This is a genomic window from Aliiroseovarius sp. PTFE2010, from assembly GCF_049943335.1.
In the GTDB taxonomy this organism is placed as follows: domain Bacteria; phylum Pseudomonadota; class Alphaproteobacteria; order Rhodobacterales; family Rhodobacteraceae; genus JBNFVY01.
The window spans coordinates 665,185-692,151 of the sequence record NZ_JBNFVY010000001.1 but is presented as its reverse complement, the minus strand read 5'-3'; the positions used below and the strand labels follow the sequence as shown (position 1 = coordinate 692,151).

Sequence of the window (26,967 nt, the reverse complement as noted above, 5' to 3'; positions counted from 1 at the left end):
ACCGGTTTTCCGGCGCCCCACGTATTCAGTTTCCAACCGGCTCAGCCGAACACCGCGCCATCCGTGCGCCAAATTGCGATCACCGAACTGCGCGGCTTGCCAACGCCATCGGGCCACGATCCGCCGGGGTGCTGGATGCCGACAAAGGCGGTCTTGCCATCAGGCGACCAGGTGAGTCCGGTTACCTCGGCGCCGTTCGGCGCGGTCAGAAAGCGGGCGATGTCGCCGGTTTCCGGATTGCCGACCAGCATCTGGTTGTTGCCTTGCCCGGCAAAGTCGCCTTCGTTGCTGTCATCGCCATCGGTCTGAATCCAAAGCAACCCGTCGCTGGAAAACGCCATCCCGTCGGGCGAGTTGAACATGTTGCCGGGCGTGACGTTGTCCGACCCGCCATAGGCATTGTCGTAAACTTCGGGGTTGCCTGCCATCACATAGAGATCCCAGGTGAACCCGTCCGAACCATGATCGCCCCCGTCGGGACGCCAACGCACGATTTGGCCGTATTTGTTCGTCTCGCGCGGGTTCGCGCCGCCAACCGGCGTGGCGTCGCCCCCCGCGTTCGGTTTGACGCCACGGTTCTTATTGTTGGTCAGCGCGCAATAGGCTTCGGCGCGGAGCGGGTTGCAGGCTACCCATTCAGGACGGTCCATCGTGGTAGCGCCAACTTTCGATCCGGCAATGCGCGCGAAGATCAGGATTTCCGCAAGCGACATGCCCGTGCTTTCCGGCGTCAGGGCCAGCCACTCGCCGCTCTGATCGGCGTTGAATTTGGCGACAAACAATGTGCCGTCCGACAACAGTCCATCGCTCGGCTGGCCTTCGGCCCATGTGCTGTTGGACACATAGCGATAGATGAACTCGCCGCGTTCATCGTCACCCATGTAGACCACGACGCGCCCGTCAGCAGCCTGCACCATTTCCGCGTTCTCGTGCTTGAAACGGCCTAGTGCCGTGTGCTTGATCGGCGTGCTGTTTGGATCGGTCGGGTCGATCTCGGTGATCCAGCCGTGACGGTTCGGCTCGTTCGGTTCGGCGCTCAGATCAAAGCGCGGATCGAACTTTTCATAGGCATAGCGGCCCTCGCCCCCGATGCCATACCGGCGCAGCCCTTCTGTTTCCTCAAAGGCGCCGGTTGCGCCGAAATAGCCGTTGAAGTTTTCTTCGCAGGTCAGGTAGGTGCCCCAGAGAGTCTTGCCTGAGCCGCAGTTGTTCATTGTGCCTTTGGGCGACTTTCCCGATGGATCAGCGTTGGTCTTCAGCAGATCCGTCCCGGCCGCCGGCCCGTCCATCGCCGTCTGCGTTTCATGCGTGATACGGCGGTTGTAGGGGCTGTCCAGAACCACCTCCCAGCCAGTGCCCTGATCGGCGACTTCCATCACCGTCACGCCTTGCATGTTTTTCAACAAGCGCACTTGGTCGGCGTTCTGGGGCACGCCTTCGGACGCGGCTGGCAGGTTGATCTTGGGGTTCACGTATTCCGAATTGATGGCCAGCAGCACGCGGCCATTGTGGGTAAAGATTTCCATTCCGTCAGTGTTTTCACCAAACACCTTGTCCGAATTTTCAACGCTGACACCCTGGTCTGGCGAATACGCCCCTGCGGCATCGGAAAACAGCGGATCGCCCCAACGCACCAACACATCCCAGTCGAACCCGTCCGGCACGTGGATGTCATGGTCGGTCGCAATGCCAACGGGTTGGAACCCAAAGCCTGCCGCCTGCGCATGCGCGGACGTGGCTGAAAGCAGCCCCGAACCGAACACCGCCGCGCCCGAGCCAAAGGCCAGCGCCCCGCCCAGAAACCCGCGGCGCGAAATCGCGCGTTCGACCACGGCGTCGAAATCGTTGGTGTCAGCGCGCGGATCGCGCAATTCGTCGAAATCGTCCCAACTCAGGTCGACCGTTTCTTTGATGTCCATGGGAATTCCTCTCATCTGGCAGGTGGCTGGATATGCGCAACGGCCAGGCCCCGCGCATCGGAAAACCACATAGGCGGCGTCTACAAACCCGAGGCGACACTCAGGTGACAAATCTGTGACAAACCCGTCTGACTGGATGCTGGTGCCAGCGGTCTGCGGCATCGCCGTCATCGCGGCGCGGCGCCGTGGGAAGCAATTTCCGTCCACACCACCCCACCCGGATCTCATGCCTGAAATCGCTTTGCTGGCGGCCGGCGCGTACATCCCGCGCGGCTTGGACGCCACTGCCATCGCGGTTGGGCGCGCAACAAACGCTGCTCAAGATCGAAAGCGTCATGCCCAAGTCCTGCGCGATACGTCCAGCGGATCGGCTGGCGCGGGGCCGTCACACCCGCCGCTTTGGCGGGGCCATCAATCATACAGACTGCGATTGCGGCGTCGCGCGGTGGCTAGGCGTGCCCACTTTCGCTGCGCTGATCAGCGCAGCCTGCACCCGGCGCTTCGGCTTCCAGCGTGGAATGGGCGATCCCAAAGGTTTCGGCCAGCAGCGTCTTGACGTCGGCCAGCACACGCCCGCTGTCATGCCGCTCTGCAATAATCAGATGCGCCTCAAGGCTGATCCGGTTTTCGTCCATCTGCCACAGGTGGATATGGTGGGCATTTTCAACGCCATCGACCGCTTCGATCCCCGCCTTGACCGCACTCAGCCCGACATCCGGCGGTGTGCCGTTCATGAGAATTCGGATCACGGGGCGAATGTCGCGCAAGGCGTGACGTAAAATATAGGCGGAAATCCCGATGGTGATGATCGGATCGACCATGCGCCAGCCGAACAGCAGGATCAGTGTGCCGCCCACGATTACCGCCACCGACGTCAGCGCATCGGCCAGATTGTGCAAGAAGGCCGCGCGAATGTTCAGGCTTTGCTTGGCCAGGCGCCATGTCAGCCCGGCCGTGATCAGGTCAATGACCAGGGCGATTCCTGCAACGATCACAACGATCCAGCCCTCGACCGCGGGCGGGTCGATCAGCCGCGCGACCCCTTCCACCGCCAGCCACAACGCCACCACGATCAGCGTGACAAAATTGATCAGCGCGGCCACCAGTTCCGCCCGCCCATAGCCGAAGGACATCGCCTCGTCCCGCGGGCGGCGGGCGATCTTGCGGGCAAAAAACGCAATCCCCAGCGACGCGGCATCCGACAGGTTGTGCACTGCATCGGCAATCAGCGCCAACGACCCCGACAGGACGCCCGCAACCATCTGCACCACCGTCAAAGCCACGTTCACGCCCACCGCTGCCAAGACCTTGGCGTCGCCGGCATTCGGGTCGATCGCGTGATGGTGATGGGCGTGCTCGTGGGGCATGGCGGCTAGTGCGCCTCGGCCCAGTTATCGCCAATGCCCGCGTCTACTTCGATCGGCACGTCCAGTGTCACGGCGGGCAAGGCTGCTTTTTCCATCACCTCCGTGACCACGCCAATCAGGTCTTCGCTCGCAGCTTCGTCCACTTCGAAAATCAGTTCGTCATGCACCTGCAACAGCATGGTGGCGGGCAGGTCGGCGATGGCGTTCTCCATCCGGATCATGGCGCGGCGGATGATGTCAGCCGCGGTTCCCTGGATCGGCGCGTTGATCGCGGCGCGCTTGGCAAGGCCCGCGCCCGGCCCCTTGGCATTGATTTCGGGGGTGTGGATCCTGCGCCCGAACAGTGTGGCGACATGGCCGTGTTCCTTGGCGAAGGCGACAGTGTCGTCCATATAGGTGCGGATACCGGGGAAGCGCTGGAAATACCGGTCGATGAAGCCCTGAGCTTCGGACCGCGGAATACGCAGGTTCCGCGCCAGACCATAGCCGGAAATCCCGTAAATTACCCCGAAATTGATTGCCTTGGCTTGTCGCCGAATGCTTGGGTCCATCCCGTCTATTGGCACATCAAACATTTCGCTGGCGGTCATCGCGTGAATGTCCTGGCCGTCACGAAACGCCTGCTTCAACGCGTTGATCCCGGCGACATGGGCCAAGATGCGCAATTCGATCTGACTATAGTCGAGACTAACCAGTTTTTTGCCCTTGGGCGCGATAAAGGCTTCGCGGATGCGGCGCCCTTCCTCAGAGCGTACGGGAATGTTCTGCAGGTTTGGTTCGGCCGACGCCAAGCGCCCCGTTACCGCGCCCGTCTGCACGTAAGATGTGTGCACCCGGCCCGTTTCGGGGTTGATGTAACCTTGCAACGCATCGGTATAGGTGGATTTCAGCTTGGACAGTTGGCGCCAGTCCAGAACGCGGCGCGGCAGATCATGTTCGGTTGCCAAATCCTCTAAAACGTCCGCCGGTGTGGAATACTTGCCGCTCTTGCCTTTCTTGCCGCCCTCGAAGCCCATTTTCTCGAACAGGATTTCGCCCAATTGCGCGGGCGAGCCGACATTGAATTCCTGCCCCGCCAACTCATGGATTTCTGCCTCGAGCGCGGCCATTTTCTGGGCAAAGGCGTTCGACATCCGGCTGAGCGTGTCGCGATCGACCAGAACGCCTGCCCGTTCCATCCGCGCCAAGACCTGCGACAGGGGCCGTTCAAGCGTCTCGTAGACCGTCGTGACACGGCTTCGGTGAAGCTTGGGCTTGAACAGCTTCCACAGGCGCAGGGTGACATCAGCATCCTCAGCGGCGTAGGTGGCCGCCTTGTCGATGGCGACCTGATCAAAGGTGATGGCCGACTTGCCGGTGCCCAAAAGGTCTTTGATCGGGATCGGCTCGTGGGCCAGATACCGCGTCGAAAGCGCGTCCATCCCGTGATTGTGCATTCCTGCATGCAGCGCATAGCTCATGAGCATGGTGTCGTCATAGGGGGACACGTCGATGCCATAGCGGGCCAATACCTTGGCGTCGTATTTCATGTTCTGACCGATTTTCAAAACCGATGGGTCCTGCAAAACCGGGCGCAATGCGTCCAGCACATCGTTCAGTGGCAACTGCCCTTCGGCCAGATCGCTGCCTCCGAACAGATCGCCCTTGCCTGTCTTGTGGCCGACAGGGATGTAGCAGGCCGCGCCCGCTTCGACGCTCAGGCAGATGCCGGCCAGTTCGGCCACCATATCATCCAGCGAATTGGTTTCGGTATCCACCGCCACATAGCCGCGTTCGTTGATCGCATCGATCCAGCGGGCCAGCGTATCCATGTCGCGCACGCATTCGTATTTATCGTGGTCAAAGGGCAGCTTGGCCGCGCCTTCGCCCGGGGTCAGCGCATCGTCAGCAATGGCTGCCGTAGGTTCGACGATGGCCGGCGCCTCGACGCCCAGCTTGTCAGCTACGCGCTTGGTGATGGTGCGAAATTCCATCTCGGCCAAGAACGGCAGCAACGTATCGGGGTCTGGTTCGCGCAGCTCTAGCGTATCCAGCCCGTATTCCAGTGCCATTGTCCCGTTCAGTGCCACCAGATCGCGGCTCAGCCGGATTTGATCGGCGTTTTCGATCAGGGTCTCGCGCCGCTTGGGCTGTTTGATTTCACCCGCACGTTCCAGCAGGCTGTCCAGATCGCCATATTCGTTGATCAGCAGAGCGGCGGTCTTGATCCCGATGCCAGGCGCGCCGGGGACGTTGTCCACGCTGTCGCCCGCCAGCGCCTGCACGTCGATCACCCGTTCGGGGTAGACGCCGAATTTCTCAAATACGCCCTCGCGGTCGATGCGCTTGTTCTTCATCGGATCGAGCATTTCGACCCCGTCGCCCACCAGCTGCATCAGATCCTTGTCCGAGCTCAGGATCGTCACCCGCCCGCCCGCGTCGCGCGCTTGGTTGGCCAGCGTCGCGATGATGTCGTCGGCCTCGTACCCCTCTTGTTCGAGACAGGCGATGTTGAAGGCGCGCGTTGCCTCGCGGGTCAGGGGGATCTGCGGGCGCAGATCTTCGGGCATGGCGTCGCGGTTGGCCTTGTACTGATCGTAGAGGTCATTGCGGAAGGTGTGGCTGCCCTTGTCGAACACCACCGCCACATGGGTTGGGGCATCTGGGCCAGCGTTATCTTCGACTTGTTTCCACAGCATGTTGCAAAAGCCCGCCACCGCCCCGATCGGCAGTCCATCGGATTTCCGCGTGAGCGGCGGCAGCGCGTGATAAGCGCGGAAAATATAGGCCGATCCATCAATCAGATGCAGATGGCAACCCTTGCCGAAACCCATGGTGCGATCCCCCGTCTTACGCGCAAGCGCAACCTAGCGCGCAGGATCGGGGAAGGCCACAAGCTAGTCGGCCCGACCCGCCGCCCTGCCGCGCGTGACGCCACAGGCCAGAGGAAAGATCAAGGTGTACCCTGCCGCCGCCCATTCGATTTGGCTTTCCGTCGCACCCAGATCGGTGACGTCGAAGGAAGCGCGGCATTTACAATGGTTACATCGACAAATTCCCTGACGGCGCCAAACGGTTGGTCAGAAATATGGCCTAGCGCTGTCGGTGCGAAATGCCCCCGCGCAACAGGCAGCACGGACCGTCTTGCTGAATTCAAGCGCCGGCGGCGGGCTCTGCTTCCAGCTTGGCACTTTCGTGAACGAACTTCTTGTCGCAATAGCCGCATTCAACCCAACCGGTGTCGTGCGGAATGCTCAGCCAGACACGCGGATGGCCCAACGCACCCTCGCCACCGTCACAGGCGACACGCCATTGCGTTACGATTTCAGTTTCGGGGGCGGGTATGGTCATGCTGGCATCCTTCGAAAGGGGCTGTCTTGCCGTTGGCTTGGGACCGCCCTAGGTTTGCAGCGCATGATACTGAAACCGCGCATAGCGGCAAGGGGGACAGGTGGGCGAAAATGCTATCGAAATCGTAGGTCTACAAAAGACCTACGGCGGATCCGGCAGCCAGCCACCGAAAGAAGCGCTGAAAGGCGTGGACATGGCGATTCCCAAGGGGTCGATCTTTGGTCTGCTCGGCCCAAACGGCGCAGGCAAATCGACCCTGATCAACATTCTGGCCGGTCTGGTCGTCAAGTCCGCCGGGCAGGTCAGCATCTGGGGCTTTGATCAAGACGTGAACCCGCGCCAGTCACGCGCAGCCATCGGCGTCATGCCGCAAGAGCTGAACCTGGATCCATTTTTCACGGCGCGCCAGGCGCTGGACGTGCAGGCGGGGCTGTACGCGGTTCCCAAGGCGCAGCGCCGGACCGACGAAATCCTGGCCATGATTGGCCTGACCGACAAAGCTGACGTGTATTCACGAACGCTCTCAGGCGGCATGCGGCGGCGGTTGCTCTTGGGCAAGGCGTTTGTGCACAGGCCACCGATTCTGGTCCTTGATGAACCGACCGCAGGTGTGGACATCGAACTGCGCCAGATGCTGTGGTCGAACGTGCGCAAGCTGAATGAAGAGAATGGCACCACAATCATCTTGACCACGCACTACCTCGAAGAAGCGGAAGAAATGTGCGACGAGATCGCCATCATCAATCATGGCGCAGTGATTGCGCGCGACAGTACGGCCGCCCTGATTGGCCAGATGGATGCCAAAACGCTGGTCATACACCCCGAAGGCACGGTGCCAGACCATATCGCTCTGCCACCTGGTGTAACACTGGAACACCGGCGCGGCGGCGGCATCGCCCTGAGCTACAGAACTGGACAGACAAGCGCAAACGCAGTGCTGTCCGCCATCCATGAAGCGGGCATTTCCATTCTGGATGTCGCGTCAGAGGAACCGGATCTGGAAGACGTGTTCATGGCGCTGACGTCTGGGGCGCACGGATAGCTGGCCGCAGGTGGCTATCTGCCCCCTTCGGCCCTTCTTGCCTGATACCTGATGGGTATTTGCTGAAGAAGACGCCGATTGGGGGCATTTAGAGGTTTCCGGCAGATTGTCGGATACAGATCATCTTGGGATCCGGAGCTGCGCCCCGGACTGGCCCAACCGCCTGCCAAGCCGACAGGCATCAATGTAGGGCGCGCGCCCTAGCTGACCGGCGGCAACATTCGACCCAAGGGCCGACCGGCGAGGATGTGCAGGTGGTAGTGCGGCACTTCCTGCACCCCGTCCTGGCCCGCGTTCGTGATGGTGCGGTATCCCGCGCCGCCCCCGCCCGGAGCCACGCCCAGATCGCCACAGATTTGCGCGGCCACCCTGTGGAAATCCAAGATTTCCGCGTCTGACGCTTCACCGTAAAAATGATCGAAACACACGTAGCGGCCCTTTGGGATCACCAGCACATGGGTCGGCGCCTGCGGTTGAATGTCCTCAAAGGCTAGCGTGTGTTCGGTTTCAACCACCGTCTTGTTCGGTATTTCACCGCGCAGGATTTTCGCAAAAATATTCTCGTCGTCATAGTTGTAGGGCATTTTGGTCCTCAGTCGGAAAACAGGTGCTGTGTCTCAGCGATAGAAAAGGCGGTTTTTTCGGGAATGTCCAGAAACTGCGACAGCGCATTGGCATTCATATCTGCCGGGTCGCCCTGCCGGATCCGGAAAAAATGCTCAAACTCGGCGTCGCGAATGCGGTCGCTTTCCGACAAAACATCACCCCGGATCGTCGGCAGCAACCGGTCGATGGTCTCGGCTGGGGTGCGTTCGCCCGCCAGCCCGATCCGTTTGGCGTGGCCCAGCAGGTAGTCGTCGGAAAAAGTGCATTCGACCTCGAGCAGCTTGGTCCGCGACCGATCCGAATTGAAATCCTGCATCAGGTCCATGTTCTTTGGATCAATGCAGATGACCAGCCGGTCAGTGTTGTAGAAATCAAACAACATGCGCATCAATGCGCGTCTGTGCCGGGTCCGCTTGCCCAAGGTTTTCTGAATCCCCCCGAGGTCCGGCAGGGGCGTGCCTTCTTCATCGAACATGTATTCGATGCCGGGCAAATTTGTATGCCGCTTTATCGCCTGCAACAGACGCTTTCCGACGTGCCACTTCTTGCAGGTCACGATCATCAGCTCGCGTTCGCGTCCAAGTGTCGATTCCGTCTCCCAGAACCGTGGGGCAAACCGCCGCCCCACACGCCCACGCCCCGAAATGAACTTGAACAGGCTGCGCCCTTCGTTCGAGATTTGGAAATCCACCCCTTCGGCGGCATAGAGCGCCCCGAGCCGCCGCTTGAGCTCTTTCGCCTCGGGGCTGATCTTGCGCGCGAACAGGAAATCCTGACTGAGCAAAAGGTCGTAACTGTCATTGTAGAACGTCACCGGCATTCCATAGTCGGTGAACATCAGGAAGGTCAGGGTGCGCGTTTCGATTTCGGACTCGGGCACAAGATGGCGCACCAGGGTCTGGAAAAACGTTTCGTCCGGGATCCAGGTGGTGGCGAAGAACCGCATCACATCGCGCCGTTTGCGGGCGAACTCTATGATGAATTCGACGGTCCGGCGGCGCAGGCACCACCATTGGCTACCGATCATGATCTGCAGATCAGCCGGAATTTCGCGCGCCAGCCCGAACCGTTTTTGCAGGTTCATCGATGCATAAAACAGCGACTTGTGCAGGCGTTCATTGAAAAAATGGCGATAGATCAGCCTTTCTTCCTTGATGCCGGTCTTGATCCAGTCGCTTTCGAAAAAATCAAAACTCTCGATATAATCAACATCGCGATTGTCCAGGAATTCATGGGCAAACTCGGCGGTCTTGATTGACATGCAATCGCCCGACAGCATGTAAAAATGAGTGGCCCGTGGAAACGCCTCTTCGGCCGCCTCTACCGCATAAAGTGTCGCTTGAACCAGGCTCCATTCACCCCAGCCGCACTTGATGCGTTTCTTTGCGAACGTCACGTTCGGATTGCCCTGCAGCGCTGTGCGAATACGTTCGTAATCGGCCCGGTTTGCGCGGGCATCGAAATGGATCGCCATAAAATCACCCACCGCGGTCAAACGCTCGGCCTGCTGGATGATCGCATCCGGGTCCTTGTGACACAGAAGAATAAAGGCGATTTGGGCCATTTTCGAAACACTTACCCCTGCAACTGCATGGTTGTTCGCATGGATAGCTTGAAAAACCGTTGAATATACAGAGATTATTTGCTTTTTGATGCCAAACCATTGACCGAGCATGAACTCGGACAAGCTGGAGGCGAGCAAATGGGTTTTCCTGGTACATGGATGACCGAAAGTGAAAGCGTGGTTTACCGCGTGGTGCCGAAGTGCGCCTGCTCGACGATCGGTCAGGTCATGTTCTATTCCGATCATGGTGAATTCTTCGACGGCGACATCCATGACAGCAAGGACCGGTTGCACAAATGGGCACAAGAAAACAGCCAGCCCTTGATCGAAGCGAACGTCAAGAACCACAGCTCTTACGCCTTTACCTGCGTGCGTAATCCCTACACCCGGATCCTGTCGTCATTCTTCGATAAAATCTGCGGCATCCAGCGAAACGGCAAACGCTATCGCGGCAATCTGGTACCCCTGCTTATCCAGAAATACGGGATTGAGGTTGGCAGCCCCGAGGATGATTTCCAATTCGACCAAGTCCAGTCGTTCCGCCGGTTCCTTCTGTTCGCGCGGGACACCATTCGCTGGCGCAAACCGATGGATCCTGACATTCACTGGTCGGCCATGTCAGGTCATGTCAGCACCTTCATCGTAAACGGTGGGCGATACGACAACATCTTTTTTACCGAGAAGTTCAACGAAGGGATGCAAAGCGTGCTGGACGCGATTGATACGCCAGTCCAGATCGATCTGGCCAAGGTACCGCGTTTCAACGAAAGCGAAGGGCACGGGCCAAAACGTGCGCATCCGGTCGAAGATTATTTCGACGACCTGTCGATGCATCTGGTTTACGAAATGTACAAGCGCGATTTCGAAGTCTTCAAATATGACTTTGAAGACCCGTCAAACAAGATGCCGGTGGGTGAAATTGACCTGGACGAAGTGCACGCGAAACTGGGCGATTGAGGCATCGATCACCCGCCGCGTGCGCCTTTTCCCTCAGACCAGACCGGCCTTGGCGAATAGTGCTTTCACATCCGTTTCGGGGCGCGCGCCATAGTGGCTGATCACCTCGGCCGCGGCGATGCAACCCATGCGCCCGCACACCGCCAAAGGCTGACCCGTTGCATAGCCATATAGGAACCCGGCCGCGAATTGGTCCCCGGCTCCGGTGGCATCTACCGGCGCCACCTTGGTGACCGGCACGACTGTTTCTTCCTCGCCGCGCACCAGCACCACATCGTGCCCCGAACGTGTGCACACGACCATGCCGCTGTCCTGCGCGGCCTGCTCTAACGCTGTCGACAGGTCGGTTTGGTACAGGCTTTCCCACTCGTGCTCGTTCCCGATCACATAATCCAGATCCTTGACCAGACGGCGGAAATCGTTGCGATGCCGGTCGACGCAAAACGGATCGCTGAGTGCAATCCCCGCCTTTCCGCCCCCCTGCCGGCAGAGCCGCGCGGCGGTTTCAAAAGCTTCCTTGCCCTTGTCCTTGTCGTACAGATACCCTTCGAGAAACAGGATATCCGTGCCCCCGGCCACGTCGTCCGGCACATCGAACGGCCCCAACTCGGACGAAATCCCCAGATAGGTGTTCATCGACCGTTCGCCATCCGGCGTCACAAAGATCATGGACCGTGACGTTGGCAGTTCGCCCCCCTCAACCGGGTCGTTCACAAAGGCCGATCCGTTTTGCGCGAAACTTTTTGCATAGAATTGCCCCAGCACGTCGTCATGCACACGCCCGATGAAGCCCGTTTTCAGCCCCAGCGCGCCCAGCCCGGCGACGGTGTTGGCAACCGAGCCGCCAGCCACCTGCGTGCGTTCACGCATAGCGGCATAGAGCATCTCACCGCGCTTTCGCTCGACCAGTTGCATGATGCCTTTTTCAATCCCCATGAGTTCCAGAAAGCTGTCGTCACATTGGGTGATTACATCAACGATCGCATTGCCGATCCCGACGACTTGAAAGGTTTGGCTCACAGGTTCTTCTCCTCGTATTGGCAGAGATCTCGTATCAGACAGGTGTTGCACAGCGGTTTACGGGCCTTGCAGGTATAGCGTCCGTGCAAAATCAGCCAGTGGTGGGCGTGGTGTTGAAATTCGGCCGGTACGTTATCCTCGATCGCCCGTTCGACTGCCGCGACATCCTTGCCCGGTGCGATCCCGGTGCGGTTGCCAACGCGGAAAATATGGGTGTCGACCGCCTGCGTGGGCTGGCCCCACCACATGTTCAGCACCACGTTGGCGGTCTTGCGCCCGACGCCCGGCAGCGATTGCAGCGCCGCGCGCGATGACGGCACTTCGCCGCCATACTCTTCGACCAGAATGCGGCTCAGCTTGATGACGTTCTTGGCCTTCTGGCGAAAAAGCCCGATGGTCTTTATGTGCTCGATCAACGCCTCTTCGCCCAGGTCCAACATTTTTTGCGGCGTGTCGGCAATCTTGAAGAGCGCGCGCGTCGCCTTGTTCACGCCCGCATCTGTGGCCTGCGCCGACAAAGCGACAGCCACCACCAGCGTATAGGCATTGACATGCTCGAGCTCGCCCTTGGGTTCGGGCTCGGCGTCGCGGAAGCGCGAAAAGATCTCGTGGATCGTGTGATAACTCAGCTGCTTGGCCATGGCAGATGGCTAGCTTGTCGCGCCCGCAGGGGCAAGCGGCGCATTTCGCGAAATCCAACAGGTCTTCCCCTAGAGCGCTTAACGCGGGGCGCCTAAATTGCCATTGGTTCGCGACGGGGAAACTGGCGGACAGCGCCAGAGGGGGCCGTATTAAAGAACCATTTCGATCATTCGCTCCAGCCGCACCGCGTCGGGCTATTGCCAGATCAGCTGCCTGCGCCTGCCCCGCGCCGATGCAATGCTATTCCTTTCGCGCACCGGAATCGCCGCGCGGCCTGTTGCGAAAGCGCAATTTCCGGCTCGCCGCGCCGGGGACAGGCGGCTAACCTCAGCGCCATGACACAGTCCGCACCAGACACAATCGACCAAGCCTACCACTACGGCGTGATCAAACGCGCGATCGACCGGATCGACGCCCATCCCGGCGGCCCTCTGCCGCTGGACGCGCTTGCCGCCGAATTGGGCCTGAGCCCGGCGCATTTCCAGCGTGTCTTTACCCGCTGGGCGGGCGTGTCGCCCAAGCGTCTGCATCAGTACCTGACGCTGGGCCATGCCAAGGCGCTGCTGGACCAGAACGCCACCACGCTAGAGGCGACGCATGAAACCGGGCTCAGTTCAACCAGCCGCTTGCAGGATCTTTTCGTGCGGTGGGAGGCGATGCGACCCGGCGACTATGCCAAGGGCGGCGGGGGGCTGCTCATCGCCCACGGCTGGTTCGACACGCCCTTTGGACGGGCGCTTGCGATGGGGACCGACCGCGGTCTTTGCGGGCTCGGTTTTTCCGACGAAGCGGGCGACCTGGCAACTTTTGACGATCTGCGCGCGCGCTGGCCCGCCGCACAGTTCACCGAAAGCCCCGAGCGCATCGCGCCATGGGTGCACGCAGCCTTTGAAGGGGGCAACGCGCACCTGCACCTGATCGGCGCGCCCTTTCAGATCAAGGTGTGGGAGGCCCTGTTGTCGATCCCCTCTGGCCAAGTCACCACCTACGGCGACATCGCCCAGGCCATCGGCAATCCGCGCGCCGTGCGGGCCGTCGGCACCGCTGTTGGGCGCAACCCGGTGTCCTGGCTGATCCCCTGCCACCGCGCATTGCGCAAGTCCGGGGGACTGGGCGGCTATCACTGGGGCCTTGGCGTCAAGCGTGCGATGCTGGCCTACGAGGCAGCCCGCCGCGACGCAGGCTGAGCAAAAACCCGCGCACACGCAGATGTGTATCGATTTGGGAACCATCGCCGACAATTTCGCGTTATTAATCCGCCAAATAATTTCGCAAACGAGGCTTTTCATGCAGTTCAAGACCCCCCTTATCCTGACGACCGTTTCCGCACTGGCGCTGGCGGGTTGTACTGATACGTTCAACGGCGGGCAGCGTACCGAAGCGGGCGCTGCCACCGGTGCCATCGTCGGCGGGCTCTACGGGTTGACCCGCGACGGCGACAACAAGGTGCTCAAGGGCGCGGTCGGCGCCGCGATCGGGGCGGCCGCTGGCGGCGCCATCGGCAACGCACTGGACCGCCAGGCAGGCGATCTGCGCGACAGCATGGGCAATGACGACGTGGACATTGTGAATACTGGCAGCGAATTGATCGTGACGATGCCTCAGGACATCCTGTTCGCCACAGATAGTTCCACCGTGTCCGCCGGTCTTTACGGCGATCTGGCCGCACTGGCACAGAACCTTCAGCAGTACCCCGACAGCACCGTCGATGTGATCGGCCATACCGACAATGTAGGCGACGCAGGTTACAACCAGGAACTCTCTGCCCGTCGGGCCACCGCCGTCGCGTCCATCCTGACCAACAACGGGGTGCAGCCGGGCCGCGTCCGCGCTTATGGTCGCGGCGAAGACGCCCCGATTGCCTCGAATCTGACGCCCGAGGGTCGGCAGCAAAACCGCCGGGTGGAAATCGTCATCCGCCCGACGGCCTGACATTTGTGAACGGCGCGGTTTGGTCTTATGGTTTGACCAATTCCGCGCCGGAGATGCCATGCCCTTCCGCCAAATCTCAGTCGAGAAACTCAGCCAATCGGTCGTTCATCAGATCGAAAGCCTGATTTTGCGTGGTATCCTGCACCCCGGCGAACGCTTGCCCGCGGAACGCGACTTGGCCGAGCGTCTGGGCGTCTCACGCCCTTCGCTGCGTGAAGCCATCGCCGATTTGTCACAGAGCGGTTTACTGGTCACCCGTCCCGGCGCGGGTGTCTTCGTGGCCGATATTCACGGCAGCGGGTTTTCTCCGGCCCTGATTTCCCTGTTTTCCCGCCACCCCGAGGCAATCTTTGATTATCTTGAATTCCGCCGGGATCTGGAAGGCCTGGCCGCTGAGCGCGCCGCGCGCCTTGCTTCGGATACCGATCTGGAAACGATCTCTGAGGTGTTCAGGAAGATGGAGCGCGCCCATGCAAAGCGTTCGGGCACTGACGAAGCGCAGCTGGACGCCGAATTCCACATGGCCATCGTCGAAGCCAGCCACAACGTGATGCTACTGCACATGATGCGCGCCATGTTCGAAATGCTGCGTGAGGGCGTGTTCTACAACCGGGCCATCATGTTTGAACAGCGCACCACGCGCGATGCTCTTTTGGCCCAGCACCGGGCCATCCACGAGGCCATTCAGGCGCGCGACCCTGCTGCGGCCCGGAGCGCTGTCGAACACCACTTGTCTTACGTTGAAGCGTCGTTGAAAGCGCATCAAGAACACGAACGGTTCGAAGAATTTTCGCGCCTGCGGCTTGAGCAGGAAAAAGCCCGCACCTGACCCCCCAATGCCCACGCTATATGATTGCGTAAAAGAAAAAGGCCCCGGCGCTGAGCACCGGGGCCTTTTTAGTAATTTTCCGTTCGGATCAGTGCAGCTTGGCGCCAACTTCTACAATCGCTTCGTCGATCAGCTTGTTGCCGTCTGTGGCCGTCAGTTTTTTGGCCACAACCTCGCGGGCAGCTTCCACAGCCACTTTCGCAGCGGTATCGCGCACTTCGCGAACGGCAGCATCTTCGGCCGATGCGATTTGCCCTTCGGCAGCGGCAAGACGGCGCTCGATGCTGGCAGCCAGATCTTTCTTGGCTTCTTCCGCTGCGATCTTCGCCTCGTCGCGGGCATGGGCCACGATGCGGTCCGCCTGACCTTGCACTTCGGCCTGCTTGCGTTCGTACGAGGCCAGCAGCGTCTGGGCTTCTTCGCGCAGGGCGCGCGCCTCATCCAGTTCGGCCTTGATCCCTTCAGCCCGCTTGTCCAGCTGGCTGGTCAGCATCCCCGGCACCCCAAAATAGACCAGGATCGCAAGAAACAGCAGGAACGACAGAAGAACGACGTAGTTCGTGTTCTCCAGTGACAGGAACGGGCCGCTAGCGGCGGCGGCAGGGCTGGCCGCGACAGCGAGCATGAGTGCGAGCTTTTTCATGTCCTTACCCCTTGATCCTTGCCGTGACAGCCGAGGTGATCGTGCGCGCATCGGCTTTCACGCCCATGGCAGCGACCAGTTCCTTGGCCACATCCTTGGCCACATCTTTCACCGCATCCTCTGCACCGGCGCGAATTTCCGCTATGGCTTTTTCAGATTCGGCGGCCTTGGCTGCGATCTCAGCGTCGGCCTTGGCGATTGCGGCGTCCAGCTCGACCTGAATTTCGGCACGGGCATCGGCAGCGATTGCCTGCGCTTCGGCACGTGCTTCTGCCAGCGCCTTTTCATAGGCGGCGTCGGCTTCGGCGGCCTTGACCTTCAGGTCTTCGGCTGCAGCCAGATCATTCGTAATCGTTCCCGAGCGTTCAGCCAGAACCGACGCGATGCGCGGCAGGGCCACTCTGCTCAGGATCAAGTAAATCACGACCAGCGTGACGGCGAGCCAGAAGATCTGGTTCGGAAAGGTCGCAAAGTCGAGCTGCGGCATGCCCGCGGCTTCGGTTCCGTGACCTGCGGCATCAGCTGCCCCGTGGGCGGCGTCAGCTGCGGTATGCGTTTCGGTCGCCATGACGTCCTCCAATATCCCAAGTTACACCGGGTGGGCGCATTTGCTCCCACCCGGCCGTAAGGATGGAAGCTGTCTTAGACGGCGAACATCAGCAAAAGCGCAACGAGGAACGCGAAGATCCCCAGGGCTTCTGCAAACGCGATGCCGATGAACAGGGTCGCGGTCTGACCTGCAGCCGCCGACGGGTTGCGCAGGGCACCCGACAGGAAGTTGCCGGCAACGTGGCCCACACCGATAGCGGCGGCGCCCGAACCGATGGCAGCCAGGCCGGCGCCGATGAATTGACCCATTTGTGCGATATCGCCTTCCATATCCGTTCTCCTTACGATGGAATGTGGTGATGAGTTACCTGACCCTTAGTGCGACGGGTGCAGCGCGTCTTTCAGATAGACGCAGGTCAGAATGGTGAACACGTAAGCCTGGATAAAGGCCACGAGAACTTCGAGAGCGTAGACCGCCGAGATGGCGACCACGGGAAGAAAGCTGAACACGCCCAGCGCCGCGGCAAAGCCTGCGAACACCTTGATCACCGCGTGGCCCGCCATGACGTTGCCTGCCAGACGAATAGAGTGGCTTACGGGACGCACGAAGTAGGAAATCAGCTCGATGATGGCCAGGACCGGGCGCAGCGCCAATGGCGCCGACGATACCCAGAACAGGCCCAGGAACTTAGTGCCATTCAGGACAAAACCCAGAACTGTGACGGTCACGAACACCAGCGCGGCCAGCACCGCTGTGACGGCGATGTGCGACGTGGTGGTAAAGCTCATCGGGATCAGGCCAAGAAAGTTGGCGAAGACGATGAAAATAAACAGCGTCATGATATATGGGAAAAAGCGCACGGCGTCCTTGCCGGTCACGTCTTCAACCATCTTGTAGACAAACCCATAGGCCAATTCTGCCACAGACTGGATGCGCGACGGGATGATGGCACGCCCGCGTGTGCCAATCACCAGCAGACCAATGACACACAGGATCGCAAGGCCCAGCCACAGCGTGGCGTTCGTGATCGTGTACCAGTGAACAGTGTCACCACCGAACAGCGGTTTGACCACGAACTGATCCATCGGGTGGATGGCCAGATGCGGGGTTTCGGGCTGCAACGCCACCGCCGAAATCAACACCAGGGCGACAACCACCAGAAGCACCAGCTTGCGCATTCTATCCGTCCTTATCCTGGGCGGCACCTGCCTGCCCGTTCGTTTCATCGCCGGGCGCGGGGCCCGTATTATTTGCTTCGATCTCTTGCGCGGTCCGCATCATCACGCGAACGCCGGCCGCCAGACCGAGGAATGTGAACAGCACGAGGAAGATCGGCAATGTGCCGAACAGGCGGTCCAGCCCGTACCCCATACCAAAACCGATCCCGAGACCCGCGACCAGTTCGATCACCATCCGCCAAGCGATATTCGCCATGGAATAGTGCTCCTCGTTGTGGTGCTTGGCCTCAGGCGTGCCTTTGGCCAAGGCGATCTTCCCCTCCAACGCGGCCAGACGGTCTTTGTCGGTCGGTTCGGACACCTCAATAAGCCCCCATCAACGGTTGGGCGGAACCTAGATAGCGGGACGATCCGAGTCAATGGGGCGAAACGCACCCCAAGCCGATGTTTTATAAAGATATTTCAAATTGCCTCTGGGCCAGATCCCCCGGCGTGGCCCCGGCGCGTTATTCAACTGATCGGTTGACTTTTCCCCGTAGCCGCGCCCAATGCCGCCCATGGCATCCGATCTCGACCCCATTTTCGCCGCCCTTGCAGACCCGACCCGGCGCGCGATTCTGACCATGCTGTTGGAAGACGACATGGCCGTTACCGACGTGGCCGAACCATTCGACATGTCGTTGGCCGCAATATCAAAGCACCTGTCAATCCTGACCCGGGCCGGGTTGGTCGCGCAAGAAAAGCGGGGACGGGTGAAATGGTGCAAGCTCGAGCCAGAGGCCATGCGCGCCGCCTCGGCCTGGATGAAAGGGTTCGGCCAGTTCGACGCGCTTGACCTTGACGCCTTTGAACGGTTTCTCGCGGCAGAATTACCGCAAGACAGCGCCTAAACCCTCGCCGCATGGTTTCGCGTGCCCCAAAGAGCCCCCTTGCCGCCACAATGTCGCCAAATGGTTAACGATACCTCAAAGCGCGTTTTTGCGGACTGGAAGGATCAGCCATGTACACCACGTTCACCATGTCACTTGGCACCGTCAGCCTTACGGCGGCATGCGGCGACGCGTTCGCAGGCGGTGCCGCCAGATTTACACGATCGTACGCCGATGCGGCGCGCGTTCGCAGCGCCACCTTGCAGGACTGCGATGGCGCCTCTGGCTGTGGCGCGCATGTCGGCGCCGTTGTCCCCCGCAGCGGGATTCAGATGTTGAAAGTCAGGCGGACTCGCGACCGCGCACTGGTTTTCGCCCAAGACGGCTTGAATAGCGACACGCGCGACTTTGGTGCGCGATACAGCGCGAACGGCAACACCCGTACCGGTTCGCCAGCGCCAGCGCGCCAGTGATCGCCGTCGCGAACAACGATGGCAATTCGTCGGCTACCTTATCCAATTTTGTAGGCCAGAACGGTTTTGGCCAGAACGGCTGAAAACCCGCGCTGTGGGGCTGCGCCCCGGTCGATCATTCAGTATTCGCGGATCGGAGCCGAATATTTGTTCAGGGGTCAGGCTGCCCCCTTGGCCAAAACACGCAGCGACGCGCGCGTTATGGCCCTGGATCAACCCGCCCATCGCGCAGCAGCAGGATCAGCGCCAGTACGGTCAACCCGACGCCTGCTAGCGTAGAAGGCGAGGGAATGCTGTGGCCCAGCATTGCCTCCCACAGCGCGACCCATGTTGGCGCCAGATAGGAATAGGCCATCACCTTGGCCGCGGGCAGGCGCATCACCGCGAAAAGCTGCAACGCGGTCGTAACCACTCCGGCCGCCAGAGCGGTATAAAGGATCGTCACCCAAACCATCGGGCGCAGCGCCGCCCAATCTGTGCCCCGGATATCGGCCCAGCCATAGACGAACAGCAGACCTGTCGCCGCTGCGATCACCGCGAAGGAAAAGGCAAAGGTCGCCTCTCCGCGGTTCAACCTGCGCGATCCCACCGCGAACAGCGCATAGGATACGCAGCCGCCAAGAAACGTCGCCTCGCCCCGCCCGATTTCAAATCGCAGCATCGCGCCGGGGTCGCCGCGAAAGATCACCAACAGTGCGCCCGCCGCGCCGATCCCCAGCGCCAGGGTCATGCGCGGGGTGCTCGCTTGTCGCAACAGCGCCCAAGCCAACACGCCACTAAGCAGCGGGCTCAGCGTGAAAATGGCCGAAATCGACACCGGCGGCGCAGTTTTCAGCCCCTCGAACATCAATACGAAATAGGCGCCATAGAAGGCACCGATGATGACATAGCGCCACGGTGCGTCAAAGGTGGCCCGACGCAACTGCCCCAGCGCCGCCGCGATGATCCCTGTCACGGTGGCGGCGATGGCAAAACGCACGGCGTTCAGTGCCGCCGGGGCGATATCGCCCGCCACCATGCCGCCCAGCGAAAAGGACACCGACACCAGGACCGAAAACGCCAGCATGGCCAGATGCCCGCGCAGGGCCTCGCGGTCAGTCAGCGGCACGGGGCCAGCTTTTGGCGTTATCCTTCAGATAGCTCAGAAAGGTTTGCACTTTGGGCGAGCGGTGCAGATCCACGTGGGTCACCAGCCAGCTCTGGCTGGCCCATTCATCGCGCGGCGGGGCCACTTCGATCAGGTCCTCGCGCCCGCGCGCCACCCACACCGGCATGAACCCGATGCCCATTCCTTGCATGATCGCATGATAGCCCGCATCCAGCCCCGAGGTCCGGAACACGATGTTATCCTCGGACACGTTCGCGTTCAGCCAGCGATGAAACGGCGCACGCGATGCCGTATAGGCCGTGCCGATGAACAAGTGCGTCAGCAGTTCATCTTCAGTCTTGGGAATGCCGTGCGTCGCCACGTAATCGGCATTGGCATAGAGCGCGATGTCCTGTTTGTAGAACGGTTGAACCACGTTGTCCGGTTCTTGCGGAATTGCACCGGCACGGATGGCTACATGTGCCTCGCCATATTCCAGCCGCAACACCCGCGGGTCCGACAGGTATTTGATGCGCACGTCAGGATGGGTGCGCTGAAACCCCGCCAAGGCGGGTAGCAGCAGCCCCGACATGCCCGGCACCGCCGTCACCGTCAGTTCGCCCGAGACGGCTTCGCCCCGCCCGCGGATCCGACTTGCCAGTTGCGAAAACTGATCGTCCGTTGCCTGCGCCACTGACAACAGGTCCGATCCGGCCTCGGTCGCGGTGTAACCGCGCGCGTGGCGTTGAAACAATTTGACCCCCAGGCGCGCTTCCAGCGAATCGATATGGCGGATCACTGTCGCGTGGTGCACGCCCAGAACTTCGGCCGCGCCCGATACCGTGCCGCGCCGCGCCACATGATAGGCCGTGCGGATTTCATCCCAATTGTCCAAACTCATCGCTGTGCACCTGTAAACATTTTTTTGGCAAATATGCAGCGTTGGTGCGTGTTTGCAAGGGTCTAATCGGGCGTGGGGTCGCCCTGCGCCTGGGCAAAGCGCAGAATCGGGTCGTCGCCGGCCTGCACTTGCGACCATTCCCATGCCAGCATCGCGCGCTCGGCCGCCACCAGCGCGCCCATGTCGTCGTATCGTTCGCCTTTGCCGCGCATGTGGTCCATCAACCGATGCGAGTGCAGGATTGTCGGGCGTGCATCCAGCGGCTCCCAGGCGTCCAGCATCGTGACCCGGCGCAGATTGAATTCTTCGGGCAGCACGTAAAACCGCAGATCGCTTTCCCACAGCAAGTCCTTTAGCGGCACCTGGTCACGCACATGACCGTCGGCATGGTAGCGCCGCGCCCATTCGTCCAGGAACGCCAGCATTTCAGGCGATCTGCGATAGAGCATCACCCCCGAATTCATCTGCCCAAAGGCATAGGGTGTCTTTACTGTTCCCTCTTGAATAAGCGCGCTGGCGCGGCGCACGTCATGGGCCAGCGCCAGATCGAACCTGTCCAGCACATCGAACAGATCGTCCAGCGGCGCCAACACCCGTGTATCTGCATCCAGAAACAACGTCCGCTGGAACGGCGTGGCGGCCATCGCCTCTAACTTGGCCCGCGCATGGGCCCGCGGCACTGGCAAGACCTGATCGAACGGCCCATCCACCGGACCGTCGGAAAACAACACGATGGGCAAATGCGGTTCGACCACCCGTAACGAGTGCGCCGAACGCACCGCAAGATCGACATAGTCGGCCCCCGTCGCAACATAGATTACACCCCGGCTGCCCGCGCCATCGTACCGGTTGGTCATGTCCTGCCATTCTTCCCAGTTCGCCGGCCCCAAACCGACCCAATGTCACGGGGCAGGCATCAATTCCGCATTCCTTTTAACTGAATGAGTAGACCCAGGACACCTTTTCACATGGCATTCCTATTTTCTGGGCGTAGCCGTTGCTGCGCGCGCCCGCGCGATAAACTAGGCCCCCAGCAATATCACCGATCCGATCCGCCACGGTGATTATAAAGGGGACGGTCGTCGCTTTGGCCCGGATCGGGACGGGCCAGGCGCGCGTTTGGCGTCGATCGAACGGTCAGAGCCGGCGAAGATGTAGATGATCCGTTTGCCGAAACCATCCTGTTCATCAGCGTCGACACGGGCACAACTTGCACTGCCCCCAGATCAGCGCCCTGCCATCACGGGGCTATTGCAGCCCTACGCACAGGCGCGCAGGACAGGCGCGCAGGGTTGACTCATTCGCCCCGCGCGCGTATCTGCCGCGCAACAACTCCGGAAAGCCCCCGTGCCTTCCGGTCCTCAGGCCGCGTGCCAGGATCGCCCCCCGTCAGCGAGTTTCGCCCACGGGGGCACATTCGCATTCCGGCTTGGGGTTGGACCTGCGCCGCCCCATATGGGGCACAACCAAACCGCCGAAGGAGGCATGTGATGTTCGAAAACCTGTCCGACCGCCTCTCTGGCGTCTTTGACCGGCTGACAAAACAGGGCGCCCTGTCCGACGATGACGTCAAGACCGCCCTGCGCGAAGTGCGCGTCGCCCTGCTTGAGGCCGACGTTTCGCTGCCCGTGGCGCGCGACTTCGTCAAGGCGGTGCAGGAAAAGGCCACCGGTCAAGCGGTTACGAAATCCATTACCCCGGGCCAACAGGTGGTCAAGATCGTCCATGACGAACTGGTCCACGTGCTTCAGGGCGACGCTGGCGACATCGGTGCGCTCAAGGTCGACAGCCCCCCCGCCCCGATCCTGATGGTCGGTCTGCAGGGTGGCGGCAAGACGACAACCACCGCCAAACTGGCAAAACGGCTCAAGGAAAAGCAAGGCAAGCGCGTGCTAATGGCCTCGCTCGACGTCTACCGCCCCGCGGCACAACACCAGCTTGAAGTGCTCGGCACCCAGATCGGCGTCGACACCCTGCCCATCGTGTCCGGCCAGACGCCCACCGATATCGCCAAGCGCGCCAAGCAACAGGCGACCATGGGCGGGTATGATGTGTACATGCTCGATACCGCCGGCCGTTTGTCGATCGACGACCAGATGATGGCCGAAGTCGAAGCCGTCCGCGATGTCACAAACCCACGCGAAACTCTGCTGGTCGTCGACGGGCTGACCGGCCAGGACGCAGTGAATACCGCCGAAAACTTCGACAGCCGCATCGGCATTTCGGGCGTCGTGCTGACGCGTATGGACGGCGACGGGCGCGGCGGCGCGGCGCTTTCGATGCGCGCGGTCACCGGCAAGCCGATCAAATTCGTCGGCCTCGGCGAAAAGATGGACGCGCTCGAGGAATTCCACCCCGAACGCGTCGCGGGCCGGATTCTGGGCATGGGCGACATCGTGTCCCTTGTCGAAAAAGCCCAGGAAACCATCGAAGCCGAACAGGCGGAAAAGATGATGAAGCGCTTCCAGAAGGGCCGCTTCAACATGAACGATCTGAAAATGCAGCTTGAACAGATGGGCAAGATGGGCGGCATGGAAGGCATCATGGGGATGATGCCGGGCATGAAAAAGGCCGCCAAACAGATCGAAGAAAGCGGGCTGGATGACTCGATTTTCAAACGCCAGATCGCGCTGATCAATTCCATGACCAAAAAGGAACGCGCCAACCCGCAGATCCTTCAGGCCAGCCGCAAGAAACGCATCGCCAAGGGCGCGGGGCTGGAAGTCAGCGAACTCAACCAGCTTCTGAAGATGCATCGGCAGATGGCCGACATGATGAAAAAGATGGGCAAAATGGGCAAAGGCGGCATGCTGAAACAGGCCATGAAAGGCATGTTCGGCAAGGGCGGGATGCCCGGCGGCATGCCCGACATGAACGATCCAAAGGCCATGGAAGAGGCCGCAAGGCAACTGGGCGGCAACCTACCCGGCGGCTTGCCGGGTCTTGGCGGCGGCGCAGCCCTTCCCCCCGGCTTGTCGGGCTTTGGCAAAAAGAAGTGACCGCCATGCTTCTTGTCATAAATATCCGCGAAAGCGCGGGGGGTCGGCCCGTCGCCCGGTCGCTAGCGCCAGCAAGCGAAACACCTCGTGTGATCAGAGGTGCGCTATGACCGACCGCCTCACCACGCAGCGTCTTGTCCTGCGCCGCCCCGACGGGCGCGATACCCAAGCCTACATCGATTTCTTCACGTCCGAGCGCGCAAGCTACATTGAACGCATGTCCGAAACCGCCGCCTGGCGCGCCTTTGCCATCGAAGCAGGCCACTGGACCATCCGTCATTGGGGCATGTTCACCGTCTGCCTTGCGGGCGACGAAGACACGCCCATCGGACTGGTCGGACCGTGGTACCCGGCCGACTGGCCCGAAAAGGAAATCGGCTGGATCCTCTATCCCGGCCACGAAGGCGCAGGCTACGCCGAGGAAGCTGCGCGCGCCACGCTCACCCACGCCTTCTGCGTGCTTGGCTGGGACACTGCCGTCAGCTACATCGACCCCGCCAACAGCCGCTCGATTGCTTTGGCCGAGAAACTGGGCGCGCGCCGCGATGATGCGGCCCCGCGCAAGAACCCCGGCGATCTGGTTTATCGACACGACCCCGCGCTTTGGCTGGACGCCGACGGCGGGATGGAGGCTTACGCATGACCGACCACACCGCCCGCGCCGCCGAAATTCTGCAAGAGCACCGCGAGAGCATTGACCGTCTCGACGCGATTCTCGTTTACACTCTGGGCGAACGCTTCAAGCACACCCAGGCTGTCGGCAAGCTCAAATCCCAGCACAACCTTCCCCCCTCTGATCCTGCCCGGGAAGACATGCAGATCGCCCGGCTTGAGGATTTGGCCACCCGCGCCGACCTCGACCCGGAATTCGCCAAGAAATTCCTGAAGTTCATCATTCAGGAAGTCATCAAACACCACGAACAACATCAGGAATGACCGGCTTCGCCGGACCAAGCCAATCTTAAAGGAGAACACCCAATGGCTATGAAAATCCGTCTCGCCCGTGGCGGCTCGAAAAAGCGCCCCTTCTATTCGATCGTTGCTGCCGACAGCCGCATGCCGCGCGATGGCCGCTTCATTGAAAAGCTGGGCACTTACAACCCGCTGCTGGCCAAGGATAGTGAAGAGCGCGTGAAGATGAATATCGAGCGCGTGCAGTACTGGCTTGGGGAAGGCGCACAACCTTCTGACCGTGTCAGCCGCTTCCTTGAAGCAGCCGGCGTTCTGGAAAAGAAAGAGCGTAACAACCCCAACAAGGCGACGCCTGGCAAGAAAGCCCAAGAGCGCGCTGAAGAAAAAGCCGCCAAAGCCGCCGAAGCTTCTGCCGCACCCGCAGAAGAAGCTGCCGCCGAAGAAAGCGCTGAATAAACTATGCTTCGGCTGCTCATCGTCGTGGCCCTCGGAGCGGGCGCAACGGTCGGGATGAAACTCGACCGGGCGCTGGCACCGGGGCGTTGCGAGCGGGCGGGTGGTGTATATGATGACACCCGCCAACTCTGCCTCGGGGTGGAACGATGAATGCGAACGTCTGGATCCACGTGATCCACAAAGCAACGGCCGGGGGCCCCCAGGCGGGCGGCCTCTGTGCCTTTGGCGGTAGCGGGCTGATCGCCGTGTCCCACCTGTCACCAGACAATTGCGTTGCAACCGCCATGGGGACAAAATGACAGAGCGCATCTGTGTCGGCGCCATCGCGGGCGCATTTGGCGTGCACGGCGAAGTGCGCGTGAAGTCCTTCTGCGCCCAGCCTGAAGCGCTGGCCGCCTATGGCCCGCTCTGGACCGAAGACGGCACACGCAGCTTTACCATTACCCTGAATGGTGCAATTTCCAAGGGTTTCGCCGCGCGTCTGGCCGGGGTGGATACCAAGGAACAGGGCGACGCATTGCGCGGCGTGACCCTTTGGGCCGACCGCGCCGCCATGCCCGACCTGCCGGATGACGAATACTACTATGCCGATTTGGTCGGATTGACCGTCCACGACACCGGCGGCGCCAAGTTGGGTGAAGTAAAGGCCGTCATGAATCACGGCGCCGCGGACCTGTTGGAAATCCGTGTCCCCGGTGCCAGCCAGACGGTCCTGTTGCCTTTTACCCGCACCGCTGTGCCCACGGTCGATCTGGCTGCGGGACGCATCGTGGCCGACCCGCCGGACGGCCTGTTCGATTGATCCGCGACCTGCGCACCCCGCAGGGGGCATTGATCGCATCCCCTGCCCGGCTTAAACCCAGCCCATGAGCAAACCGCCCCAGTCCCGCCCCAAGTCTCACGGTCGCATTGCCGTGCGTCCAACGCTCCGGCCACGCGAACTGGTGCGCGACACGCCTGAGCTGGCGCGCGCATGGCGCGCCAAGATCATCACCCTGTTTCCCGACGCTTTTCCCGGCGTGCTGGGCGAAAGCCTGACCGGCAAAGCACTGAAGGACGGGTTGTGGCAACTCGACCCGATCGACCTGCGCATCTTCGGCGACGGCAAGCACCGCAATGTCGATGACACGCCCGCCGGCGGTGGCGCGGGCATGGTGCTGCGCCCCGACGTGATGGGCAAGGCGATCGACTTCGCGCAGCGCGGCGTACCGACCGATCGCGCCAAGTGGCCACTGGTCTACCTGTCGCCCCGCGGGCGACGCTTTGACCAAGCCACCGCCCAGTCCTGGAGCCGGGCGCAGGGGGTTACCCTGATCTGCGGCCGGTTCGAAGGGCTCGATCAGCGCATAATTGACCACTATCGGATCGAAGAGATCAGTCTGGGCGATTTTGTCCTGACCGGGGGCGAGATCGCCGCCCAGGCCATGATCGACGCCGCCGTGCGCCTGATCCCCGGCGTGTTGGGGAACGAGGCCAGCACGGACGAAGAAAGCCATTCCCACGGATTGCTGGAACACCCCCAGTATACCCGCCCTGCCGATTGGCGCGGCCACACCATCCCCGATGTGCTGATGTCCGGCCACCACGGAAAGGTCGCGGATTGGCGCCGCGAGCAAGCTGAACAGATCACCCGCGACCGCCGCCCCGACCTGTGGGAAGAATACAAGAACAAGCGCGACTGAACCGTTGCA

Annotated in this window: 28 protein-coding genes; 12 read left to right on the top strand and 16 right to left on the bottom strand. The window is 61.1% G+C overall.

All coding sequences use genetic code 11. The features are described from left to right. Window positions 1-41: 41 nt before the first annotated feature. The 4 genes from ACP2AV_RS03360 to ACP2AV_RS03345 all read right to left on the bottom strand — a co-directional run bounded on the left by ACP2AV_RS03360 (window position 42) and on the right by ACP2AV_RS03345 (window position 6,616). A complete protein-coding gene (locus tag ACP2AV_RS03360) occupies window positions 42-1,919 on the bottom strand; it encodes a PhoX family protein (protein ID WP_426371236.1) in 1,878 nt (625 codons plus the stop codon). A 449-nt stretch (window positions 1,920-2,368) separates the two neighbouring features. Further along, a complete protein-coding gene (locus tag ACP2AV_RS03355) occupies window positions 2,369-3,286 on the bottom strand; it encodes a cation diffusion facilitator family transporter (protein ID WP_426371235.1) in 918 nt (305 codons plus the stop codon). A 5-nt stretch (window positions 3,287-3,291) separates the two neighbouring features. Further along, on the bottom strand, window positions 3,292-6,099 hold the full coding sequence (polA, locus tag ACP2AV_RS03350; protein ID WP_426371234.1) for a DNA polymerase I: 2,808 nt from the start codon (window positions 6,097-6,099) through the stop codon (window positions 3,292-3,294). Window positions 6,100-6,418: 319 nt separating this feature from the next. Next, a complete protein-coding gene (locus ACP2AV_RS03345; protein WP_426371233.1) occupies window positions 6,419-6,616 on the bottom strand; it encodes a zinc-finger domain-containing protein in 198 nt (65 codons plus the stop codon). A 100-nt stretch (window positions 6,617-6,716) separates the two neighbouring features. Here ACP2AV_RS03345 and ACP2AV_RS03340 point away from each other — a divergent pair, with 100 nt between their 5' ends. Continuing rightward, window positions 6,717-7,658, top strand: a complete 942-nt coding sequence (locus ACP2AV_RS03340; protein ID WP_426371232.1) for an ABC transporter ATP-binding protein — start codon at window positions 6,717-6,719, stop codon at window positions 7,656-7,658. 200 nt (window positions 7,659-7,858) lie between these two features. On the opposite strand, the gene ACP2AV_RS03335 is transcribed toward ACP2AV_RS03340, so the two are convergent. Together ACP2AV_RS03335 and ACP2AV_RS03330 are read right to left on the bottom strand one after the other, a co-directional pair. Next, the gene (locus tag ACP2AV_RS03335) at window positions 7,859-8,242 is read right to left on the bottom strand and encodes an HIT domain-containing protein (protein ID WP_426371231.1); all 384 of its coding nucleotides are present in this window, start codon (window positions 8,240-8,242) and stop codon (window positions 7,859-7,861) included. Between the two features lie 8 nt (window positions 8,243-8,250). Next, window positions 8,251-9,828 carry a DUF5928 domain-containing protein gene (locus tag ACP2AV_RS03330; RefSeq protein WP_426371230.1) on the bottom strand — a complete coding sequence of 526 codons (1,578 nt, stop codon included), beginning with the start codon at window positions 9,826-9,828 and terminating at the stop codon, window positions 8,251-8,253. A 138-nt stretch (window positions 9,829-9,966) separates the two neighbouring features. Between ACP2AV_RS03330 and ACP2AV_RS03325 the strand changes: the two genes are divergently transcribed. After that, window positions 9,967-10,785 (top strand): sulfotransferase family protein, encoded by an 819-nt coding sequence (locus tag ACP2AV_RS03325; protein WP_426371229.1) that lies wholly within the window; start codon window positions 9,967-9,969, stop codon window positions 10,783-10,785. Between the two features lie 33 nt (window positions 10,786-10,818). Here ACP2AV_RS03325 and ACP2AV_RS03320 read toward each other — a convergent pair whose 3' ends face one another. Further along, the gene (locus ACP2AV_RS03320) at window positions 10,819-11,805 is read right to left on the bottom strand and encodes an adenosine kinase (RefSeq protein ID WP_426371228.1); all 987 of its coding nucleotides are present in this window, start codon (window positions 11,803-11,805) and stop codon (window positions 10,819-10,821) included. Beyond that, complete coding sequence (gene nth, locus ACP2AV_RS03315; protein ID WP_426371227.1) at window positions 11,802-12,446, bottom strand: endonuclease III; 645 nt, start codon at window positions 12,444-12,446, stop codon at window positions 11,802-11,804. The genes ACP2AV_RS03320 and nth overlap by 4 nt, the downstream gene beginning before the upstream one ends. Before the next feature lie 336 nt (window positions 12,447-12,782). On the opposite strand from nth, the gene ACP2AV_RS03310 reads away from it, so the two are divergent. The 3 genes from ACP2AV_RS03310 (at window position 12,783) to ACP2AV_RS03300 (ending at window position 15,208) form a co-directional block, all read left to right on the top strand. Then, a complete protein-coding gene (locus ACP2AV_RS03310; RefSeq protein ID WP_426371226.1) occupies window positions 12,783-13,634 on the top strand; it encodes a methylated-DNA--[protein]-cysteine S-methyltransferase in 852 nt (283 codons plus the stop codon). A 100-nt stretch (window positions 13,635-13,734) separates the two neighbouring features. Next, window positions 13,735-14,379 carry an OmpA family protein gene (locus ACP2AV_RS03305; protein ID WP_426371225.1) on the top strand — a complete coding sequence of 215 codons (645 nt, stop codon included), beginning with the start codon at window positions 13,735-13,737 and terminating at the stop codon, window positions 14,377-14,379. Between the two features lie 58 nt (window positions 14,380-14,437). Then, window positions 14,438-15,208, top strand: a complete 771-nt coding sequence (locus ACP2AV_RS03300) for a FadR/GntR family transcriptional regulator (protein ID WP_426371224.1) — start codon at window positions 14,438-14,440, stop codon at window positions 15,206-15,208. Window positions 15,209-15,296: 88 nt separating this feature from the next. Here the strand turns inward: ACP2AV_RS03300 and ACP2AV_RS03295 are convergent, their stop codons facing one another. The 5 genes from ACP2AV_RS03295 to ACP2AV_RS03275 all read right to left on the bottom strand — a co-directional run bounded on the left by ACP2AV_RS03295 (window position 15,297) and on the right by ACP2AV_RS03275 (window position 17,940). Beyond that, window positions 15,297-15,851 (bottom strand): F0F1 ATP synthase subunit B, encoded by a 555-nt coding sequence (locus ACP2AV_RS03295; protein WP_426371223.1) that lies wholly within the window; start codon window positions 15,849-15,851, stop codon window positions 15,297-15,299. Between the two features lie 4 nt (window positions 15,852-15,855). After that, window positions 15,856-16,419 carry a F0F1 ATP synthase subunit B' gene (locus ACP2AV_RS03290; RefSeq protein WP_426371222.1) on the bottom strand — a complete coding sequence of 188 codons (564 nt, stop codon included), beginning with the start codon at window positions 16,417-16,419 and terminating at the stop codon, window positions 15,856-15,858. 74 nt (window positions 16,420-16,493) lie between these two features. Next, window positions 16,494-16,730 (bottom strand): F0F1 ATP synthase subunit C, encoded by a 237-nt coding sequence (locus ACP2AV_RS03285; protein ID WP_199025040.1) that lies wholly within the window; start codon window positions 16,728-16,730, stop codon window positions 16,494-16,496. 45 nt (window positions 16,731-16,775) lie between these two features. Beyond that, entirely contained in the window at window positions 16,776-17,579 is an 804-nt protein-coding gene (locus tag ACP2AV_RS03280) for a F0F1 ATP synthase subunit A (protein ID WP_426371221.1), read from the bottom strand. Window position 17,580: 1 nt separating this feature from the next. Beyond that, window positions 17,581-17,940 (bottom strand): AtpZ/AtpI family protein, encoded by a 360-nt coding sequence (locus ACP2AV_RS03275; protein WP_426371220.1) that lies wholly within the window; start codon window positions 17,938-17,940, stop codon window positions 17,581-17,583. A 196-nt stretch (window positions 17,941-18,136) separates the two neighbouring features. Here ACP2AV_RS03275 and ACP2AV_RS03270 point away from each other — a divergent pair, with 196 nt between their 5' ends. Next, window positions 18,137-18,469 carry an ArsR/SmtB family transcription factor gene (locus tag ACP2AV_RS03270; protein WP_426371219.1) on the top strand — a complete coding sequence of 111 codons (333 nt, stop codon included), beginning with the start codon at window positions 18,137-18,139 and terminating at the stop codon, window positions 18,467-18,469. A 651-nt stretch (window positions 18,470-19,120) separates the two neighbouring features. On the opposite strand, the gene ACP2AV_RS03265 is transcribed toward ACP2AV_RS03270, so the two are convergent. The 3 genes from ACP2AV_RS03265 to ACP2AV_RS03255 all read right to left on the bottom strand — a co-directional run bounded on the left by ACP2AV_RS03265 (window position 19,121) and on the right by ACP2AV_RS03255 (window position 21,766). Next, window positions 19,121-20,029 carry a DMT family transporter gene (locus ACP2AV_RS03265; RefSeq protein WP_426371218.1) on the bottom strand — a complete coding sequence of 303 codons (909 nt, stop codon included), beginning with the start codon at window positions 20,027-20,029 and terminating at the stop codon, window positions 19,121-19,123. Then, window positions 20,016-20,903, bottom strand: coding sequence for a LysR family transcriptional regulator (locus tag ACP2AV_RS03260; protein WP_426371357.1), 888 nt, complete (start codon window positions 20,901-20,903; stop codon window positions 20,016-20,018). The genes ACP2AV_RS03265 and ACP2AV_RS03260 overlap by 14 nt, the downstream gene beginning before the upstream one ends. A 68-nt stretch (window positions 20,904-20,971) precedes the next feature. Further along, window positions 20,972-21,766 carry a putative nucleotide-diphospho-sugar transferase gene (locus ACP2AV_RS03255; RefSeq protein ID WP_426371217.1) on the bottom strand — a complete coding sequence of 265 codons (795 nt, stop codon included), beginning with the start codon at window positions 21,764-21,766 and terminating at the stop codon, window positions 20,972-20,974. Window positions 21,767-22,399: 633 nt separating this feature from the next. Between ACP2AV_RS03255 and ffh the strand changes: the two genes are divergently transcribed. The 6 genes from ffh (at window position 22,400) to trmD (ending at window position 26,958) form a co-directional block, all read left to right on the top strand. Beyond that, on the top strand, window positions 22,400-23,908 hold the full coding sequence (gene ffh / locus ACP2AV_RS03250) for a signal recognition particle protein (RefSeq protein WP_426371216.1): 1,509 nt from the start codon (window positions 22,400-22,402) through the stop codon (window positions 23,906-23,908). Window positions 23,909-24,014: 106 nt separating this feature from the next. Beyond that, window positions 24,015-24,551, top strand: coding sequence for a GNAT family N-acetyltransferase (locus tag ACP2AV_RS03245; protein WP_426371215.1), 537 nt, complete (start codon window positions 24,015-24,017; stop codon window positions 24,549-24,551). Next, window positions 24,548-24,844: a chorismate mutase gene (locus tag ACP2AV_RS03240; protein ID WP_426371214.1), complete on the top strand. Its 297-nt coding sequence runs from the start codon at window positions 24,548-24,550 to the stop codon at window positions 24,842-24,844. Before ACP2AV_RS03245 ends, ACP2AV_RS03240 begins: the two co-directional genes overlap by 4 nt. A gap of 42 nt (window positions 24,845-24,886) precedes the next feature. Next, on the top strand, window positions 24,887-25,276 hold the full coding sequence (gene rpsP / locus ACP2AV_RS03235; RefSeq protein WP_426371213.1) for a 30S ribosomal protein S16: 390 nt from the start codon (window positions 24,887-24,889) through the stop codon (window positions 25,274-25,276). A 295-nt stretch (window positions 25,277-25,571) separates the two neighbouring features. Further along, entirely contained in the window at window positions 25,572-26,078 is a 507-nt protein-coding gene (gene rimM, locus ACP2AV_RS03230; RefSeq protein WP_426371212.1) for a ribosome maturation factor RimM, read from the top strand. 64 nt (window positions 26,079-26,142) lie between these two features. Continuing rightward, the gene (gene trmD / locus ACP2AV_RS03225) at window positions 26,143-26,958 is read left to right on the top strand and encodes a tRNA (guanosine(37)-N1)-methyltransferase TrmD (protein WP_426371211.1); all 816 of its coding nucleotides are present in this window, start codon (window positions 26,143-26,145) and stop codon (window positions 26,956-26,958) included. The last annotated feature ends 9 nt before the right edge of the window (window positions 26,959-26,967 follow it).

Coding starts and splice junctions, on each gene's coding strand:
- ACP2AV_RS03360 (WP_426371236.1), bottom strand. CDS start 1,919: ATGGACATCAAAGAAACGGTCGACCTGAGTTGGGACGATTTCGACGAA.
- ACP2AV_RS03355 (WP_426371235.1), bottom strand. CDS start 3,286: ATGCCCCACGAGCACGCCCATCACCATCACGCGATCGACCCGAATGCC.
- polA (WP_426371234.1), bottom strand. CDS start 6,099: ATGGGTTTCGGCAAGGGTTGCCATCTGCATCTGATTGATGGATCGGCC.
- ACP2AV_RS03345 (WP_426371233.1), bottom strand. CDS start 6,616: ATGACCATACCCGCCCCCGAAACTGAAATCGTAACGCAATGGCGTGTC.
- ACP2AV_RS03335 (WP_426371231.1), bottom strand. CDS start 8,242: ATGCCCTACAACTATGACGACGAGAATATTTTTGCGAAAATCCTGCGC.
- ACP2AV_RS03330 (WP_426371230.1), bottom strand. CDS start 9,828: ATGGCCCAAATCGCCTTTATTCTTCTGTGTCACAAGGACCCGGATGCG.
- ACP2AV_RS03325 (WP_426371229.1), top strand. CDS start 9,967: ATGGGTTTTCCTGGTACATGGATGACCGAAAGTGAAAGCGTGGTTTAC.
- nth (WP_426371227.1), bottom strand. CDS start 12,446: ATGGCCAAGCAGCTGAGTTATCACACGATCCACGAGATCTTTTCGCGC.
- ACP2AV_RS03310 (WP_426371226.1), top strand. CDS start 12,783: ATGACACAGTCCGCACCAGACACAATCGACCAAGCCTACCACTACGGC.
- ACP2AV_RS03305 (WP_426371225.1), top strand. CDS start 13,735: ATGCAGTTCAAGACCCCCCTTATCCTGACGACCGTTTCCGCACTGGCG.
- ACP2AV_RS03300 (WP_426371224.1), top strand. CDS start 14,438: ATGCCCTTCCGCCAAATCTCAGTCGAGAAACTCAGCCAATCGGTCGTT.
- ACP2AV_RS03295 (WP_426371223.1), bottom strand. CDS start 15,851: ATGAAAAAGCTCGCACTCATGCTCGCTGTCGCGGCCAGCCCTGCCGCC.
- ACP2AV_RS03290 (WP_426371222.1), bottom strand. CDS start 16,419: ATGGCGACCGAAACGCATACCGCAGCTGACGCCGCCCACGGGGCAGCT.
- ACP2AV_RS03285 (WP_199025040.1), bottom strand. CDS start 16,730: ATGGAAGGCGATATCGCACAAATGGGTCAATTCATCGGCGCCGGCCTG.
- ACP2AV_RS03280 (WP_426371221.1), bottom strand. CDS start 17,579: ATGCGCAAGCTGGTGCTTCTGGTGGTTGTCGCCCTGGTGTTGATTTCG.
- ACP2AV_RS03270 (WP_426371219.1), top strand. CDS start 18,137: ATGGCATCCGATCTCGACCCCATTTTCGCCGCCCTTGCAGACCCGACC.
- ACP2AV_RS03255 (WP_426371217.1), bottom strand. CDS start 21,766: ATGACCAACCGGTACGATGGCGCGGGCAGCCGGGGTGTAATCTATGTT.
- ffh (WP_426371216.1), top strand. CDS start 22,400: ATGTTCGAAAACCTGTCCGACCGCCTCTCTGGCGTCTTTGACCGGCTG.
- ACP2AV_RS03245 (WP_426371215.1), top strand. CDS start 24,015: ATGACCGACCGCCTCACCACGCAGCGTCTTGTCCTGCGCCGCCCCGAC.
- ACP2AV_RS03240 (WP_426371214.1), top strand. CDS start 24,548: ATGACCGACCACACCGCCCGCGCCGCCGAAATTCTGCAAGAGCACCGC.
- rpsP (WP_426371213.1), top strand. CDS start 24,887: ATGGCTATGAAAATCCGTCTCGCCCGTGGCGGCTCGAAAAAGCGCCCC.
- rimM (WP_426371212.1), top strand. CDS start 25,572: ATGACAGAGCGCATCTGTGTCGGCGCCATCGCGGGCGCATTTGGCGTG.
- trmD (WP_426371211.1), top strand. CDS start 26,143: ATGAGCAAACCGCCCCAGTCCCGCCCCAAGTCTCACGGTCGCATTGCC.